Genomic DNA, 15,237 nt, shown 5'->3' on the forward strand with positions numbered 1-15,237 from the left:
CGATCGGGGGGCGGCTCGTTCCCGCGCCCAACGTCGCCGGGGCCCGGGGGCCGCCCCCGGGGGGCGCGCGGGGGGGGGGGGGGGGGGCCGCCCCCCCCCCCCCCCCCCGCCGCCCCGGAGAGGCCGTCAGCGGCCGGCGTGCGCCGCTCGGCGGATCGTGGCATCGAGGAGCGCCACCGCGTCGGCGGCGGTACGGCCGGGGGCCCGGTTCCACGGCCCGATCAGCTCGCCCCACCCCCGCGAACGGAGCTCGGTCATGATCCAGGCGGCCGCCTCGTTCATCGTCGTCGCGCTGCCGTAGCCGAGCCGGTGGGCGGCGAGGAGGGCGCCGCAGACACACCGGGCGCCGCGCACGTCGCGCAGCTTGTACGGGGCGTTCTGCCAGCCCCACTCCGTCAGCACGAGGCGCGCGTATCCGAGGTGCGTCGAGGGTCTCAGCCCGGGCTGGCCGATGCGGCGCCAGGTGTGCAGCCGGTCGGGCAGGGCGGCACCGATCCGGCCCGGGAGCCGACGCTCGCCGGGCAGGGGCGGCGGAAGCGCGTCGAGCGCCTCGGCGACGAGCCGGTCCACCGGCACGGAGAGGAGGTCTCTCCAGCTCTCCGTGTCCGGCACGTCGGCAGGTGCCGGGGCGGGCACGTGGACGGGAGGAGGCACGTGGGCGGGAGAGGGGACGGGTGCGGGGGTCCAGTCCGTGACGATCCGCTGCCAGGTGGCGCTTTCGTAGAGCGCCGCGGCCTCGCGGTCGAGAGTGTCGGGGTTCAGCAGGGAGGCGGGGGGAGACATCCGGGCGGCTCCTCGGTCGGGGTCACTCCATCTTTCAGGACGAATGTCGGTTTTGCGACTTTTGCCCTTGAGTGCACACCCATTCGACCGACCCTTTTCAGCCCACTTACCTATTTTCAGAATTACAGTGCGAATTCGGACATTGGGTACCTGGTGACGCGACTCACTCTCCCGGAGACGCCCCGGTGACCGGAGCCCGCGCATGCCGGGCGGCGCAAGGAAGTTCGGCGGGCCGGAGATTCGTTCGATCTTGAATTCGATGAATTCCGTGATCCATTTCGAGGGCGGAGAGCACTCCCGCTCTTGTTCTCCGTCGCATTACTGGCCTACGGTCACCTCCATTCGAGTGGACCGCCGAATCCTGCCACCACTCGAAATACCTCCCTTTCACCCGACGGCAGGAGCGGGGGACCCACGAATACGCCGGCCCGGATTTCCGGAACGGCTCGGGGTGAAGCCGCGTGCGCGCGGCCGGACATCTCCAGTCCGAACCCGACAGCTCACCCCGAAGGCGCCGGAGAGGAATCCGTCATGCCTGCTCACGGTAAGCACCGCCGCCCCCGACTCCGTCCCGTCTCCCGTGGACTCGCGCTGGTCGGAACGGGTGGAGCCGCCCTTGCCCTCCCGCTGATCGCCCCGGCCGTGGCCGGCGCCGCGCCCGTGTCCGGCGCCCCGGAAATCGCCGCCCGCGCCGCTGCCGCCCCCGCGGCTCCGATCGCCGCGGCGACCGTCACCAAGGCTCCCGCAGCCCCGGCCGCCGCACGCTCCTACACGGTCGTCAGCGGTGACTCCCTTTCCCTGATCGCCCAGAAGAAGGGAATTCAGGGCGGCTGGAAGGGTCTTTACCGAGCCAACAAGAGCGCGGTGGGTGACAATCCGTCACTTATTCACCCGGGTCTTGAACTGACGCTTCGTCCGGGCTCCGTGAAGGCCGCCCCCGCGCAGGCGAAGAAGGCCCCCAGGACAGTTGCCAAGACCGCCACCGAGAAGACCTCCACGACCGATCGGGCGAGCCGCTCCGAGCACCGCAGCGCGTCCCCCGGCGTCGCCACCGACACCGGCGCCTCCGCCGCCGCTCCCGCCGCGGCCGCTCCGGTCCAGGCCGCTCCCGTCGCCGCCACGCAGTACGCCAACAACCTCGACGGCTGGATCCAGGAGTCGCTGGCCATCATGGCCCAGCACGGCATCCCCGGCTCCTACGAGGGGATCCACCGCAACATCATGCGCGAGTCCTCCGGAAACCCCCAGGCCATCAACCTCTGGGACTCCAACGCCGTGGCGGGCACCCCCTCGAAGGGTCTCCTCCAGGTCATCGAGCCGACCTTCCAGGCCTACCACGTGCCCGGCACGTCGATGGACCTCTTCGACCCGGTCGCCAACATCACCGCCGCCTGCAACTACGCGGCCGACCGCTACGGCTCGATCGACAACGTCAACGGGGCCTACTGACCCCGGAAGTGCCCGGTGAACCAGGAGGTGGCGAGCTCCGCCACCTCATCCAGGGCACCCGGCTCCTCGAAGAGATGGGTGGCGCCGTCCACGACGGCCAGCCGGCTCTCGCTGCGCAGCAGCGACCGGGCCCGCCGGTTGAGGTCCAGGACCAGCGCGTCCCTGCCTCCCACCACCAGAAGCGTGGGCGCCGTCACCCGGGCCAGGTGGTCCGCCGCGAGGTCCGGCCGGCCACCGCGTGAGACGACGGCGGCCACGGAGGAGTCGGGATCGCCCGCCGCCCACAGCGCGGCGGCCGCTCCCGTACTCGCGCCGAAGTAGCCGAGCGGCAGTCCGTCGCTCTCGGGACGCCCGGCCAGCCACTCCGTGGCGCGGGTGAGCCTGCCCGCGAGCAGCGGGGTGTCGAAGACATGCGCCCGGTCTGCCGCCTCGGCCTCGGTGAGCAGGTCGAACAGCAGCGTCCCCAGTCCCGCCCGGTTGAGCGCCGCCGCGACCGCCCGGTTGCGGGGGCTGTGCCGGCTGCTGCCGCTGCCGTGGGCGAACAGGACGATGCCGAGGGCGCCCTCGGGCACCGCCAGCCGGCCCGAGAGCGTGACGCCGTTGTCGATGGGGATCCGCACGGCCGTGTCCTGGACGATCGGGGCGCGCCCCTCCCGGCTCCGGTCCAGACAGGCGATGACCTCGGCATCCGGTGTCTGCGAGAAGTCCCGGTAGAACTGCCCGATCGCGTAGAACACCTCCGGCGCGTGCACGCTCACGGTCTCGTCCGCCTCGCCGCCGAGCCGGGCGGTCCAGCCCCGTGGCGCCACCGGCACCGCGAGAACGATCCGTGCGGCGCCCCGGGCACGCACCACCCGGCAGGCCGCCAGCGCCGTGGCACCGGTGGCAAGACCGTCGTCGACGACGAGCACCGTCCGGCCTTCGAGGGGCACCGAGGGCCTGCTGCCCCGGTAGCGCCGGGCCCGCTGATCGAGCTCGACGTGCTCACGCTCCTCGACCGCGGCGAGGTCACGCGCGTCGACCCCGGCCTCGCGGATCACCCGCTCGTTCACCACCCGTACACCGCCCTCGCCCAGCGCCCCCATCGCGAGCTCGGGCTGCTGGGGCACGCCCAGCTTCCGTACGAGACAGATGTCCAGCGGGGCGTCGAGGGCGTCGGCCACCTCCGCGGCCACCGGCACCCCACCGCGTGGCAGCCCGAGAACCACGACGTCATGGCCCTTGAAGTGGTCCAGGCGGGCGGCGAGCTGCCGACCCGCGTCGGTGCGATCGCTGAACAGCATGGCCCGCCGCCCTTCCGCCCGCACGGGGCTCCGGGCGCGGGGAGAACCGGGGTGCCCCGTCCCCTGCCCGTCTCTCCAGGGTAGGACGGTCGGCCGTCAGCGGGACTGCAGGGCGTCGAGGGCGACCGCCTGGGCTATGGCGAGGCGGCGGTCGAGCTCGGGGTCCGCTATGTCGACGACGTACCGGTCGCGCAGACCGAAGAGCTTGTCGACGGTCATGACGGTCCGGCCCGAGGCGGTGAAGTCGAAGTGGTACGGCACGAAGAAGGGCGTGCTCCTGCTGATCGGGGACGGTCCACGAGGGACCGTCCCAAGAGGTCGTGAGCACGATGATCCGGTGCCGAGGGGCCGCACCGCTGTCCTCGAAAGTCGTCGCCTCCCGCAACCTTCGGATGAAGGCCGCCCGACCTGTCGGGCGGCGCTCCGGCGGGGCTGCGCTCCGGCGTCGGGGACTCCAGGGGCGTCAGGCGGCGAGGAAGGCCTCGATCGCCTCGGCGAGGGCCTGCGGAGTCTCCTCCGGCGCGTAGTGACCGGCGTCCTTGAGGACTTCGAGGCGGGCGTTCGGGTACCACCGCAGCCAGGTGGCCTCCATAGCCTCGGTGCCCAGCGCCGGGTCGTGGGCGCCGACCACGAGCAGGACGGGGGTCGGGTTGTCGCGGACCCGCTCGTGGAAGTCCGTGCGCGACCAGGAGTCCAGGTACGCGCGGAAGGCCGTCGCGGAGGAGCGCCCGACGGAGCGCTCGACGAGGGCGCCGAGCCAGGCGTCGTCGTACCGGCCGCCGGTGGTGTTGTCGATGATCGCGCGCCGGTTGGCGGGCTCCGCGGCGGCGCCCGCGAAGAGCTCCCAGGTCTCGCCGTCGAGGGGGAATCCGGCCGCAGAGACGGGCGAGATCCCGATGATCGAGCGGACCCGGTCGGGGGCGTCGAGCAGCATCAGCTGGGCCGCCTTGCCACCCATCGAATGGCCGATGACGGAGAAGGAGTCCCAGCCCAGGTCGTCGGCGACCGCGAGGGCGTCGGCCGCGACCTCCTCCATCGTGTAGTCCCCCGGGTGGTCGAGGGCCTCGCCGTAGCCCCGGCAGTCGACGAAGGCGTAGGAGCCGGCGGCGTCGCTCAGATGGGTACGCAGTGGGGCGAAGCTGGTGCGGTCGCCGAACCAGTTGTGCAGTACGAGGGCCCGCCGGGGGCCGTCGCCTTGTACGTCGTACGGAAGAACCCGGCCCGTCATCGTGCTCCCTGGTCATGAGGTGGTGACGCCGGGCGCCTGCGGCGCCGGTCGACGACCGAGTGTGACGATGCGAGCGCGTGCGGTCAACACCGTCGCGCCCCGGGCACCGCGGCGCGCCCGGCCGGGCACCGCGGCGCCGCGGTCCGGGATGCGGGGCCTTTCCGGTGAGGCGCATCCTGGCTGTGTGACCTCGCACGGCACGGCCGGCCCCGGCCCGGCGGGCGGCACCGGGCTTCCGTCCGGGAACGGAGCCGCCGACGGGCCTGCTTCCGGCGCGCTGACCTGGACCCTCGCGGAGTCGGCACTACGGGCTCTCGAGCAGGTGCGCGGGTACGCGGGCGGGGTGTATCTGCGCTCCGGCACACCGGGGCTGCTACGGCTCGCGGTCCTGGTGGGACTGCCGGGGCCCTTGTTCCGTCCGTGGTGGCGGATGCACACCAACCGGCCGTTCCCGATCGCCGAGGTGTACCGCTCGGGCCAGTCCGTCCACCTCCCCGACGTCGAGGAGGCGATGCGGCGGTTCCCCCAGCTCGTGGCGAGTCTGCCGTTCCCCTTCGCCTCCCTGTACGCACCGGTCGTCGCGGGTCGCGAGCGCTTCGGGGTGCTCGTCGCGCTGCGGCCGCCGACCCCGGGGGTTCCGGTGGACTCGCGGGACCGGAGCAGGATGACGCAGGGAGCGCTGCAACTCGGCGCGGCCCTGGCCGACCTCTCCCGTCAGGGGACGACGGTCGAATGGCCGGGCGACCCGGTGTGTGTGCAGCAGTCCACCGCGGGGGCTCCACCGGTCCGCTTCGGTTCGTTCGACTGGGACCTCGACACGGGCATGGTCACGATGGACGCCGGGCTCCTGCAGATCTTCGGTGCCGAGGTGCCCTCCCCCTGCCCGATCGACGTACTGACGGCGCTCCTGGAGCCGGAGGACGGGTACGCGCTGTGGGCGGCGGCCCGGCAGGCGACGGGACCGGACGGACGTCCGGCGGGACGCCGGATCAGGCTGAAGGGACCGGACGGCGGACTGCACCTGCTGGAGGTCTCCACACGGGCGCGCAAGAGCCCGCCGGACACGCGGAGCGGGACCCCCGCGTGGGGCACCCACACCGGTCTGCGGCTCACCTGCACCCTCGTCGACCTCGGCACGGGGCTCATCGGGTCCGACGCCACGGACCGACTGCCGCGGGCGATCCTGGCGATCGACCGGCTCGGACGTGTCACCTACGTCAACGAGCGCACGGAGCGGCTCCTCGGCCGCCCCCGCGGGGCTCTCGCGGGGCGCCCGCTGTGGGAGGCGCTGCCCTGGTTCAGCCTCCCCTTCCACGAGGAGCAGTTGCGCGCGGCCCTCATCTCCGGTGAGCCGGTGCGCTTCCTGGCCCGCCCGGAGCAGGGCCGGTGGCTGACGGTATCCCTCCATCCGGGCCGGGACGGGGTGACCATGGTGCTGGTCCCGGAGGACGATCCTGTGCAGCTCACGCGGGGTTCCGGAACCGGCGGGCAGAAGGACGACAGCCTCTCCCTGGCGGACGACCGGGTCTCGGCCCTGTACCGGCCGGTGGCCCTGGCGATCGCGCTGTCCGAGGCGGTGACGGCCCGCCAGGTGTCGGCGGTGGTGACGGAGGAGCTGCTGCCGGCGTTCGGCGGACGGCAGCTGGCCATCTACCTGCTGAGCGACCGGCGGCTGTATCTGGCCTGGGAGACCGGGTTCCCGCCGGGTTTCCTCGAACCCTTCGACGGCGTGGCCCTGGACGAACACGTGCCCGGGGTGGAGACGCTGACGACGGGCAGACCGCTGTTCTTCCAGTCGATGGAGCAGCTGAGCCGGACCTATCCGGGTCTGCCGCTGGACGCCCACTCGGGGGCGCGGGCGTTCCTTCCGCTGATCGCCTCGGGCCGGCCGGTGGGCTCCTGCATCCTCGGCTTCGACCGGCCGCGCGGCTTCAGCCCGGAGGAGCGGGCCGTCCTCACGGCGCTCGCGGGGCTCATCGCGCAGGCGCTGGAGCGCGCGCAGCGGTACGACACGGAGTCGGCGGTCGCACGGGGACTCCAGGACGCGCTGCTTCCGCACCGGCTGCCGGTGTGGGAGGGAGTGGACACGGTCGGGCGCTATCTTCCGGGCACGCAGGGCATGGACGTCGGAGGGGACTGGTACGACGTGATCGAGACGGGGCACGGTCGCCTCGCGCTCGTGATCGGTGACGTGCAGGGGCACGGGGTCGCGGCCGCGGCCACGATGGGGCAGCTGCGGAGCGCGGTGCGGGCCTTCGCGCTGGCCGGTCATCGTCCGCAGGACGTCATGCGGGGCACCAACCGGCTGCTCATCGACCTGGATCCGGGGCAGTTCGCGAGCTGTTGCTACGTACTGCTCGATCCGAAGACGGGGGAACTGCGGGGTGTGCGGGCCGGGCATCCGCAGCCGCTGCTCCTTCGCCCCGACGGGACGACGGAGCTGGTGGAACTGGCGGGCGGGATGGTGCTGGGGATCGACGACCGCGCCTCGTACCCGGTGACGCGGCTCAGGCTGGCTCCCGGCGCGGTGCTCGCGCTGTTCACGGACGGCCTGGTGGAGCAGCCGGGCCGGGACATCGACGAGGGGATCGAGCAGCTGCGCCGGGCACTCGCCGCGACGGGTTCGCTGCCGCTCGCCGAGGCGGCGGACCGGGTGACGAGGGAGGCCCGGCAGTCCACGTCGCGCCCGGACGACATCGCTCTGCTGCTCGCGGCCCGCTGGCCGAAGCACGTCTGAGGATCACCCGGTCGGGCCTGTGGCGCTGGTCGGCCGCCGTGGGCGCGGGGAGGCTGGGGGGTGCCGTGCCGATCAGGCCGGACGAGTCAGGGCGGGAGCCCGAGGAGGACACGTGCAGCAGGACAAGCAGCCCGAGTACAGCCCGGTGGTCTTCCGCGACCGCTCGGCCGGGTACGCCTTTCTGACCCGGTCCACGGCGACCAGCGACCGGACCATCGAGTGGGACGACGGCAACACGTACCCCGTGGTCGATGTCGAGATCTCCTCCGAGAGCCACCCGTTCTACACGGGCACGGCGCGGACGGTGGACTCCGAGGGCCGGATCGCCCGGTTCGAGCGGCGGTTCGGCGAGGAGAGCTGAGTTCCGCGGGCACTTTCGGATCCCGCCGTGAAAGTGGTCAGAAGATGGCCAGTTCGCCTTCCAGGATGAGGTCATGAAGAAGGCGGAGCGCTCACGCTCCGCCGATGACTCCCTGGAGGGGAACAGCTGTGATCGTGGTGACCGGAGCGACCGGAAACGTCGGACGACCGCTGGTGGAGCTGCTGGCCGCGGCCGGTGAGCGGGTGACGGCGGTGAGCCGGCGGCCTGCCGCCGGGCTGCCCGCCGGGGTGACGCACCGGCAGGGGGATCTGGCCGATGTGGACGGCCTGAAGGGGCTGTTCGAGGGCGCGGAGGCGGTGTATCTGCTCGTCGCGGGCCTGGGGGACGAGCTGAGTCCGCGGGAGATCGTGGCGGCCGCGGTGGCCGCCGGGGTGCGGCGGATCGTGTTCCAGTCCTCGCAACTGGTGGGGACGCGGACCGATTCGGCGTCGCACGAGATTCTGCGGGCGTTCGAGACGGCGGTACGGGAGTCCGGGGTCGACTGGACCGTCCTGCGGCCCGGTGGCTTCGCGTCCAACGCCTTCCTCTGGGCGGAGCCGGTGCGTTCGGCCCGTACGGTGGCGGCCCCGTTCGCCGATGTGGCGCTGCCGGTGGTGGATCCGGCGGACATCGCCGCCGTCGCGGCGGAGGCGCTGCGCGACCCGGCGCACGCGGGGCGGGTCTATGTACTGACCGGACCGGAGGCGGTGTCACCGCGCGAGCAGGCGCGGGCTCTCGCCGGAGCGGTGGGCGAGCCGGTCGCGTTCGTGGCGCAGAGTGCGGGTGAGGCCAGGTCCCAGCTGGTGCGGTTCCTGCCGGAGGAGGCCGTCGACGGGATGCTGTCGGTGATGGGCGAGCCCCGCGCGGAGGAGCAGCGGGTGAGCCCCGATGTGGAGCGGGTCCTCGGCCGGGCGCCGCACGCCTTCTCGGCGTGGGCGGAGCGGAACGCGCTCGCCTTCACCTGAGCGGTCGCCTCCTGACCGCTCACCGTTGCCCGAGCGCTCGCCGATACCGGAGAGGAGCGCCGGGAGCGAGACCCGACAGGCCGTGGGGAGAACGGCGGAACCTCGGCGAGGGCGGGGACGCATGTCGCGCGGACAGCGTCCCCCGCCCCGGCCGGGTGGGGAGAGCGAGGGCGCGCGGCGCCCTCGGCTCACGTCGGGAAGGCGATCAGGCCTTCACGATGCCGGACTCGGAGACCTTGATGGTCGCGGCGGTGGCGCCGGAACGGGAGCCGAGGCCCTCGATCTTCTTGACCAGGTCCTGGCCCTCGACGACCTCACCGAAGACGACGTGCTTGCCGTCGAGCCAGTCGGTGACGACCGTGGTGACGAAGAACTGCGAGCCGTTGCTGTTCGGGCCGGCGTTGGCCATCGAGAGCAGGAACGGGCGGTCGTGCTTCAGCTTGAAGTTCTCGTCGGCGAACTTCTCGCCGTAGATGCTCTTGCCGCCGGTGCCGTTGCCGCGGGTGAAGTCGCCACCCTGGAGCATGAACTGCGGGATGACGCGGTGGAACGGGGAGCCGGCGTAACCGAAGCCGTGCTCACCGGTGGCGAGCTCGCGGAAGTTCCTGGCCGTCTTCGGGACGTCCTCGTCGAACAGCTGGAAGACGATGCGCCCGGCGGGCTCGTCGTTGATGGTGATCTCGAAGTAAACGTTGTCGCTCATGGGGACATCCTGTCATTAGTCACGCACGGCGCGCGCACGGGCCGCCTCCTCCCGGGTCGCGGCGTGCCGATGCCCCGCGGCCCGTCAGGGGCGCGGGGCACCGGTCGCCGTCGTGGGCACGGTCAGAGCAGTCCGCCGGTCCCGGGGGCCGGGAGGGCGCCCTCGGCTCCCTGGACGGTGTCGTGGACGACGGTCTCGACGCCCTGGTCCTCCTGGAGGAGACCGGTGGCGCCGCCCAGGGGGCTCTCGGCGGCGCTGGCCTGCGGCGGAGGGGTGATGAGGGCGGTGACGACGCCTGCGGCGAGGGAGGCGATGGCGAGCATGCTGCGCTTCTTCATGACCGGGTCAACTGCTGAGAGGCCAGGGAGTTACGGCCGTCACCGGATCAGGGCCGACGGAAGCCGATCTCAAGCCCACCCCCGAGGCCGGTCTCCGACCCACCCCCGGTGCCCACCCCCGGTGCCCACCCCCGGTGCCCACCCCCGGTGCCGACCTCCGGCCCACTCCTGAGGCCGGTCTCCCGACCCGCCCCGGGGTCCGATCCCTCACCCCGGAGGCCGGTCACCGCACGGGATAGCATATTTCGCACTTTTACCCCCTATCAGGTGGAACCATATGGTTGTGGTGGATGTCTCTGTCAGTGACACCACTGTCCCCGGAGCAGGAGAAATTGGGGGACGTCATGCATCACCGTCACACCCTCGCGGCCGTCGCCGCGGGAATCCTGTTGACCGCCGGCATCGGCGCCACGATCCCGGCCGGCGCCGCCCGCGCCCCCTCCCCGAGCGCGTCGACCCAGGCCACGGCCCTGGTCGTCAACGCCCGCTGGGGCGGCCACGCCACCTTCGACCGGCTGGTGATCGACATACGGGGTGCCATGCCCCCGGTCACCGTGCACCCGGTCTCCGCCTTGCACTACGACGCCTCGGGACAGCGGGTCCCGCTGGCGGGGAAGTACTTCCTGGAGATCCGTCTCTCCCCCGCGGCCGCCCACGACGATGCCGGAAAGTCCGTGTACCGGGGACCCCAGCTGGTGAAGATCCATCTGCCCGCGCTCAAGGGGGTCGCCCTCACCGGCGACTTCGAGGGCGTGGTCACCGTCGGAGCCGCCTTCGACACCAAGCCCGCCTACAAGACCTTCCGGCTGCACTCCCCGGAGCGCTTCGTGGTCGACGTCGCCCACCCGGTGGGCTGCCGCACCTGAACGGCCGGAACCAGAGGTGGGGGTCGTCCGGAGCGGCGGCCCCCACTCCCTGGCCTAGGGTCTGTCGTCACATTCCCGTCGTCGCCCGCAGGGCGGCCCTGCGGCGTCTGGTGCGTGCTCTCGGCGTGCCGGGGGGAAGTGCTCGTACTGGACGTACTCGCACTTTCGCCCGGTGCGGCGAGAGTGCGTGCCAGGCGTCGCGGGGCAGACGGGAATGTGACGACAGACCCTAGGACCGGTCCACCTCGCGGCCGGTCTCCAGGTACAGCGGCCTGCCGGTCCTGCGGGCCCGGTCGATGCCCGCGAGCCGGGTGAACTCTCCGGGCTCCATCTCCCGCTCCCATTCGTCGAGCGTGCGGAGGCTGTACTCGCTGTGCTCCTCGGGGTCGAGGACGACGCCGGCGATCTGCTCGTCCGTCAGGTCACCGCCGTCGAAGACGAAGCCGATGTGGTTGGCGGGCCAGTCGTCGCCGCGGTCGGTGACGAAGTGGGTGCCGAGGAGCCGCGGTTCCCCGGCGAAGACGATCCCGGTCTCCTCCTGGCACTCGCGGACGGCCGTCTCCCAGGGGGTCTCCCCCGGGTCCATGTTCCCACCGGGCCACTGCCACAGCTCGGCGCGGTAGCTGGCACGCAGCTGGAAGGGGCGGCCCCCGGTGTCGGTGAAGTAGAGGCAGGCGTACGCCGTCGCTCTCGGCAGGGTTGCGACGTACTCGACGGGCGGCAGCCAGATGTTCGCCATGGGCGGCTCTCCTTCGACGGGCCGATGGGATCACCCTCATCCAAGCGGTCCGGGGGCCGGGGGCCGACCGCTCCTGGGCGGATCACCGGATCGTGTGATCACTTTCAGGCAGCGGAGACCAGGCCCGCCTCGTACGCGATGATGACCAGCTGCACGCGGTCGCGTGCGTCCAGTTTGGCGAGCAGCCGGGTCACATAGGTCTTGGCGGTGGCGACGCTGATGTGGAGTTCGGTGGCCACCTCCGTGTTGGAGAGACCCCGGCCGACCAGGGTGAGGACCTCGCGCTCGCGGTCGGTGATCCCCTCGGCCCCGCGCCGGGGCGCGGCGGGGACGGACCTCGACCGGTCGGTGAACTCCTTGATGAGCCGCCGGGTGACGCTGGGGGCGATCAGCGCGTCGCCCGAGGCCACGACCCGGACGGCGGCGAGGATGTCGTCCAGGGCCATGTCCTTGACCAGGAACCCGGACGCGCCCGCGTGGAGCGCCCCGTAGACGTGGTCGTCGTCGTCGAAGGTGGTGAGCACGACCACCCGGGCGCCGCTGGAGCCGGCGGTGATGAGACGGGTCGCCTCGATGCCGTCCGTACCGGGCATGCGCAGGTCCATGACGACGACGTCGGCGCCGGTCTCCTCGACGAGGCGGACGGCCTCGGCGCCGTCCGCCGCCTCGCCCGCGACGACGAGGTCGGTGGTGTCGGTCATGACCATCCGGAGCGCGGTGCGCACCAGGGGCTGGTCGTCGGCGAGGACGACCCGGACGGGGCGCTCGGTGGTGGTCTCGCTCATCGGACGGTGGCTCCTGTGGGGAGGGGAAGGCGGGCGGTGACACGGAAGCCGCCGCCGGGGCGGGGTCCCGCGTCGAACTCTCCGTGCAACAGGGCGACTCGCTCCCGCATCCCGACGAGACCGTAGCCGGACCCGCCTGCGGGGCGGGTCCGGTCGCGGTCCTGGTCGTGGGTGCGGTCCCGTTCGCCGTCCCGGTCCCGTCCCGGGTCACGGTCGCGGTCCCGTTCGTGGTCCCGTCCGCGGCGAGGGCCGGGGCAGGGGCCGAAGTCCTCGACGGTGACGACAAGGGCCTCCGGGTCCTGCTGATCGACGGTGACCGTGCAGGAGTCGGCCCCCGAGTGCCGTACGACGTTGGTCACGGACTCCTGGACGAGACGGAAGGCGGAGAGGTCGATGTCCTGCGGGAGGGTTCGGGGCGCTCCGACGCGACGGACGGCGACCCGGACACCGACGGCCGCGGTGACCTCGGCCAGCCGGTCGAGGACGGCGAGGCCGGGCATCTCGGGCAGCCCCGTGCCCTCGGCGGGTCGTGGGCCGGGGTCGCCCGGCTCGTCGGTGCGCAGCGCGCCGAGCATGCGGCGCAGTCCGGCCAGGGTCTCGCGGCTCGCCGTCTCGATCTCGGTGAGGGCCTGACGGGCCTGTGCGGGCTGCGTCTCGATGACACGGCGGGCGGCGCCGGCCTGGAGGGCGACGATGCCGATGCTGTGGGCGACCGAATCGTGCATCTCGCGGGCGATCCTGAGCCGTTCGGAGGTGACGGCCTGGGCGGCGCTCTGGGTGCGGGTCCGTTCGGCGTGCACCCGGCTCTGCTGCTCCGAGCGGCCGAGCAGCCAGGCGACGGCCGCGGTCAGGGCGACGGCGAGTGCGCCGGTGGTGGCGACGTTCCAGCCCGACAGGAGCCGGACCGCCAGATGGCCGAAGAGGACACCGAGGGAGAGCAGGAGCGCCCTGCCCGCCTCGCGGGGCGGGCGGGCGGCGGCGATGGCGTAGAGGGCGACGTCCACGGCGAGGTACTGCGCGGCCGGGATGGCCATGACACTGAGCGGGGTGCTGGCGATCACCGCGGCCACGAGGAGGTACGTCAGGGACGCGGTCGGACGGCGGGTCAGGAGCGCGCTGCCGCGCAGGGCGAGGGCGGTCGCGATGCACAGCATGGCGAGCCCGTCCCAGCGCACGATGACCACGCCGGCCATGACCTCGGCCGCGTCCTGGCCGGGCAGCCGGATCCGCAGGAGGGCGGTGAAGAGCATGCCCGCGAGCCAGGCGATCGCGGCCCACCCACCGGGGGTGACTCTTCTGAGGAACGGCGCTGACGGGGTGACAGGCATGCGGTGATCGTAATGGCCGCCCGCGTCCGGGGCATCGGACCAGGGGTGTACGACCCGGGGTGACACGGGTCGGCTCCGGAACCGGGGGGATCGCACGCAGGTCGTACGCGCGCAGGGGGCCGGCGCCGGTCGCCCTCGCACCCCGGGATCGGGCACTCGTCGCTCGTGCGCCGTGAGGTCAGGTGCCCGCCGTGCGTGCGCGGCGCAGACGGCGCCGGAGCAGGTACTCGTGCACCAGGCGGCCGACGAGAGCACCGCCGTACACGACGAAGCCGACACCGACCAGCCACGACTGCAGGACGAGGACGGTGCCGAACTGGCCGTATGTCACCGCGTTCGAGGCGATCAGCGGGGAGAACACCAGCTGGGAGAAGATCCGCAGCCCCAGCAGGCCCAGGGCGGTCAGGACGGCACCGGGTGCGAGAGCGCGCCAGCGGATGCGCCCGCAGAGCAGGAAGCGCTGCGACCACCAGAAGAAGAAGAACGTGCCGACGAGGTCGCCGAGGGCGACGAGGCCGGTGAACAGGGCGGGCGAATCGGCCGGTGCGGGATTGGCGACGAAGACCAGCAGACAGGCGACGAGGACGGCCAGCCAGACGACGTGCCGCCACATGGTGTGCCAGCGGGCGGTGGGAAGGTCCCAGACCCGCTCGTACCCGGTCTGTACGGCGGATCCGAAGGTGACACCGAAGGCGGCGAGCGCGGCGAGACCGAAGGCGGTGGTGCGTTGCAGGGCCTGCCCGGGCTGGCCGAAGAGCCGCTCGACCTCCTCCTGCGAGACCTCGGACACTCCCAGGCCCTGCACGAGCCAGCGGGCGAAGCCCTGGCCGCTGGCGAGGTCGGCGGCGGCCACGACGATGAGCAGGGGCACGAGGGTGAGGAGGCTGAGCGCCGCGAAGCCCATGGCGCGGTGCATGAGTTCCATGGCGCGGCCCCGGTTCCACGCGAGGCCGACGGGCGAGGCGAGGACTCGTGCGTGGAGCCGCTGGAACCAGTGGCCGTGTTCGGTGGGGACACCGTCGTGCGGCGGACCGGGTGTGGAGGGCATGCCTCCTGAGGTACCCGGCCGGACGGCCGGACATCGCAGAGGTGCGGCCGAACGGGTGTCGTGCGCGTCGGGGCGGGGCGTCTGCCGGCTCTCCTCCGGCCCGGTCTCAGGGGTGGATCGGGCGGGCTCCCGGGCCCGGGCGGACGGTGACGTCACGGGCGGTGAGCGTGGCCCGTTCCTCGTCCTCGCACTGCACGACGACGCGGACGGGGGCTCCGCAGTCCGTGTGCCGGATGTCGAGGACCGGACCCTCGGGTTCCCCGGCGTGGGTGTCGCCCCACTGCTTGAGGGCGAGGAGCACGGGCCAGAGGTCGACCCCCTTGGGGGTGAGCCGGTACTCGTACCGGGTACGGGCGCCGGGTTCACGGTACGGCTCCGCCCGCAGCACGCCGGCCGAGACCAGCTTGCGGAGCCGGTCGGCGAGGACCGCCTCGGAGAGCCCGAGGTGCCGGCGGAACTCGTCGTAGCGACGGACGCCGTTGAAGGCGTCGCGCAGGATCAGCAGGGTCCACTTCTCGCCCACGAGGTCGAGCGTGCGGCGAACCGGGCAGTTCTCCGTGTCCGTCTCCAGCCACTTCATCGTCACACTGTAGCCACCTGACTGTGTCGTTGACAGTCAGCTTT

The 15,237-nt window shown here is 72.6% G+C and carries 16 protein-coding genes and 1 riboswitch; of the genes, 5 read left to right on the plus strand and 11 right to left on the minus strand.

Annotated elements, in window-relative coordinates; all coding sequences use genetic code 11:
• Positions 1 to 126: 126 nt before the first annotated feature.
• Positions 127 to 783, minus strand: coding sequence for a hypothetical protein (locus ACH4MY_RS27625; RefSeq protein WP_398006445.1), 657 nt, complete (start codon positions 781 to 783; stop codon positions 127 to 129).
• A 342-nt stretch (positions 784 to 1,125) separates the two neighbouring features.
• Positions 1,126 to 1,310: riboswitch (cyclic di-AMP (ydaO/yuaA leader) on the plus strand.
• A 4-nt stretch (positions 1,311 to 1,314) separates the two neighbouring features.
• Here ACH4MY_RS27625 and ACH4MY_RS27630 point away from each other — a divergent pair.
• Complete coding sequence (locus ACH4MY_RS27630; RefSeq protein ID WP_398006446.1) at positions 1,315 to 2,232, plus strand: transglycosylase SLT domain-containing protein; 918 nt, start codon at positions 1,315 to 1,317, stop codon at positions 2,230 to 2,232.
• On the opposite strand, the gene ACH4MY_RS27635 is transcribed toward ACH4MY_RS27630, so the two are convergent.
• The 3 genes from ACH4MY_RS27635 to ACH4MY_RS27645 all read right to left on the minus strand — a co-directional run bounded on the left by ACH4MY_RS27635 (position 2,226) and on the right by ACH4MY_RS27645 (position 4,743).
• Complete coding sequence (locus ACH4MY_RS27635; RefSeq protein ID WP_398006447.1) at positions 2,226 to 3,515, minus strand: alpha/beta family hydrolase; 1,290 nt, start codon at positions 3,513 to 3,515, stop codon at positions 2,226 to 2,228. The genes ACH4MY_RS27630 and ACH4MY_RS27635 overlap by 7 nt on opposite strands.
• A gap of 96 nt (positions 3,516 to 3,611) precedes the next feature.
• Complete coding sequence (locus ACH4MY_RS27640) at positions 3,612 to 3,776, minus strand: hypothetical protein (protein ID WP_398006529.1); 165 nt, start codon at positions 3,774 to 3,776, stop codon at positions 3,612 to 3,614.
• A 202-nt stretch (positions 3,777 to 3,978) separates the two neighbouring features.
• Positions 3,979 to 4,743, minus strand: coding sequence for an alpha/beta fold hydrolase (locus tag ACH4MY_RS27645; protein ID WP_398006448.1), 765 nt, complete (start codon positions 4,741 to 4,743; stop codon positions 3,979 to 3,981).
• Between the two features lie 184 nt (positions 4,744 to 4,927).
• Between ACH4MY_RS27645 and ACH4MY_RS27650 the strand changes: the two genes are divergently transcribed.
• The 3 genes from ACH4MY_RS27650 (at position 4,928) to ACH4MY_RS27660 (ending at position 8,806) form a co-directional block, all read left to right on the plus strand.
• Entirely contained in the window at positions 4,928 to 7,480 is a 2,553-nt protein-coding gene (locus ACH4MY_RS27650) for a SpoIIE family protein phosphatase (protein WP_398006449.1), read from the plus strand.
• Between the two features lie 112 nt (positions 7,481 to 7,592).
• The gene (locus ACH4MY_RS27655; RefSeq protein WP_398006450.1) at positions 7,593 to 7,841 is read left to right on the plus strand and encodes a type B 50S ribosomal protein L31; all 249 of its coding nucleotides are present in this window, start codon (positions 7,593 to 7,595) and stop codon (positions 7,839 to 7,841) included.
• A 128-nt stretch (positions 7,842 to 7,969) separates the two neighbouring features.
• Positions 7,970 to 8,806: an SDR family oxidoreductase gene (locus ACH4MY_RS27660; RefSeq protein WP_398006521.1), complete on the plus strand. Its 837-nt coding sequence runs from the start codon at positions 7,970 to 7,972 to the stop codon at positions 8,804 to 8,806.
• A 205-nt stretch (positions 8,807 to 9,011) separates the two neighbouring features.
• On the opposite strand, the gene ACH4MY_RS27665 is transcribed toward ACH4MY_RS27660, so the two are convergent.
• The gene (locus ACH4MY_RS27665) at positions 9,012 to 9,509 is read right to left on the minus strand and encodes a peptidylprolyl isomerase (protein ID WP_398006451.1); all 498 of its coding nucleotides are present in this window, start codon (positions 9,507 to 9,509) and stop codon (positions 9,012 to 9,014) included.
• A 122-nt stretch (positions 9,510 to 9,631) separates the two neighbouring features.
• A complete protein-coding gene (locus ACH4MY_RS27670; protein WP_398006452.1) occupies positions 9,632 to 9,847 on the minus strand; it encodes a hypothetical protein in 216 nt (71 codons plus the stop codon).
• Between the two features lie 344 nt (positions 9,848 to 10,191).
• Here ACH4MY_RS27670 and ACH4MY_RS27675 point away from each other — a divergent pair, with 344 nt between their 5' ends.
• The gene (locus ACH4MY_RS27675) at positions 10,192 to 10,713 is read left to right on the plus strand and encodes a hypothetical protein (protein ID WP_398006522.1); all 522 of its coding nucleotides are present in this window, start codon (positions 10,192 to 10,194) and stop codon (positions 10,711 to 10,713) included.
• Between the two features lie 229 nt (positions 10,714 to 10,942).
• On the opposite strand, the gene ACH4MY_RS27680 is transcribed toward ACH4MY_RS27675, so the two are convergent.
• The 5 genes from ACH4MY_RS27680 to ACH4MY_RS27700 all read right to left on the minus strand — a co-directional run bounded on the left by ACH4MY_RS27680 (position 10,943) and on the right by ACH4MY_RS27700 (position 15,193).
• Complete coding sequence (locus ACH4MY_RS27680; RefSeq protein WP_398006453.1) at positions 10,943 to 11,452, minus strand: NUDIX domain-containing protein; 510 nt, start codon at positions 11,450 to 11,452, stop codon at positions 10,943 to 10,945.
• A gap of 104 nt (positions 11,453 to 11,556) precedes the next feature.
• Positions 11,557 to 12,237, minus strand: a complete 681-nt coding sequence (locus ACH4MY_RS27685) for a response regulator (protein ID WP_398006454.1) — start codon at positions 12,235 to 12,237, stop codon at positions 11,557 to 11,559.
• Positions 12,234 to 13,565: a sensor histidine kinase gene (locus tag ACH4MY_RS27690; protein WP_398006455.1), complete on the minus strand. Its 1,332-nt coding sequence runs from the start codon at positions 13,563 to 13,565 to the stop codon at positions 12,234 to 12,236. Before ACH4MY_RS27690 ends, ACH4MY_RS27685 begins: the two co-directional genes overlap by 4 nt.
• Before the next feature lie 178 nt (positions 13,566 to 13,743).
• The gene (locus ACH4MY_RS27695) at positions 13,744 to 14,613 is read right to left on the minus strand and encodes a YhjD/YihY/BrkB family envelope integrity protein (protein ID WP_398006456.1); all 870 of its coding nucleotides are present in this window, start codon (positions 14,611 to 14,613) and stop codon (positions 13,744 to 13,746) included.
• 106 nt (positions 14,614 to 14,719) lie between these two features.
• Positions 14,720 to 15,193, minus strand: coding sequence for a winged helix-turn-helix transcriptional regulator (locus ACH4MY_RS27700; RefSeq protein ID WP_398006457.1), 474 nt, complete (start codon positions 15,191 to 15,193; stop codon positions 14,720 to 14,722).
• Positions 15,194 to 15,237: the final 44 nt, after the last annotated feature.

Origin of the sequence: Streptomyces sp. NPDC017246 (assembly GCF_044331325.1) — a bacterium.
GTDB lineage: Bacteria > Actinomycetota > Actinomycetes > Streptomycetales > Streptomycetaceae > Streptomyces.

Coding starts and splice junctions, on each gene's coding strand:
- ACH4MY_RS27625 (WP_398006445.1), bottom strand. CDS start 783: ATGTCTCCCCCCGCCTCCCTGCTGAACCCCGACACTCTCGACCGCGAG.
- ACH4MY_RS27670 (WP_398006452.1), bottom strand. CDS start 9,847: ATGAAGAAGCGCAGCATGCTCGCCATCGCCTCCCTCGCCGCAGGCGTC.
- ACH4MY_RS27635 (WP_398006447.1), bottom strand. CDS start 3,515: ATGCTGTTCAGCGATCGCACCGACGCGGGTCGGCAGCTCGCCGCCCGC.
- ACH4MY_RS27630 (WP_398006446.1), top strand. CDS start 1,315: ATGCCTGCTCACGGTAAGCACCGCCGCCCCCGACTCCGTCCCGTCTCC.
- ACH4MY_RS27685 (WP_398006454.1), bottom strand. CDS start 12,237: ATGAGCGAGACCACCACCGAGCGCCCCGTCCGGGTCGTCCTCGCCGAC.
- ACH4MY_RS27675 (WP_398006522.1), top strand. CDS start 10,192: ATGCATCACCGTCACACCCTCGCGGCCGTCGCCGCGGGAATCCTGTTG.
- ACH4MY_RS27695 (WP_398006456.1), bottom strand. CDS start 14,613: ATGCCCTCCACACCCGGTCCGCCGCACGACGGTGTCCCCACCGAACAC.
- ACH4MY_RS27645 (WP_398006448.1), bottom strand. CDS start 4,743: ATGACGGGCCGGGTTCTTCCGTACGACGTACAAGGCGACGGCCCCCGG.
- ACH4MY_RS27690 (WP_398006455.1), bottom strand. CDS start 13,565: ATGCCTGTCACCCCGTCAGCGCCGTTCCTCAGAAGAGTCACCCCCGGT.
- ACH4MY_RS27700 (WP_398006457.1), bottom strand. CDS start 15,193: ATGAAGTGGCTGGAGACGGACACGGAGAACTGCCCGGTTCGCCGCACG.
- ACH4MY_RS27665 (WP_398006451.1), bottom strand. CDS start 9,509: ATGAGCGACAACGTTTACTTCGAGATCACCATCAACGACGAGCCCGCC.
- ACH4MY_RS27680 (WP_398006453.1), bottom strand. CDS start 11,452: ATGGCGAACATCTGGCTGCCGCCCGTCGAGTACGTCGCAACCCTGCCG.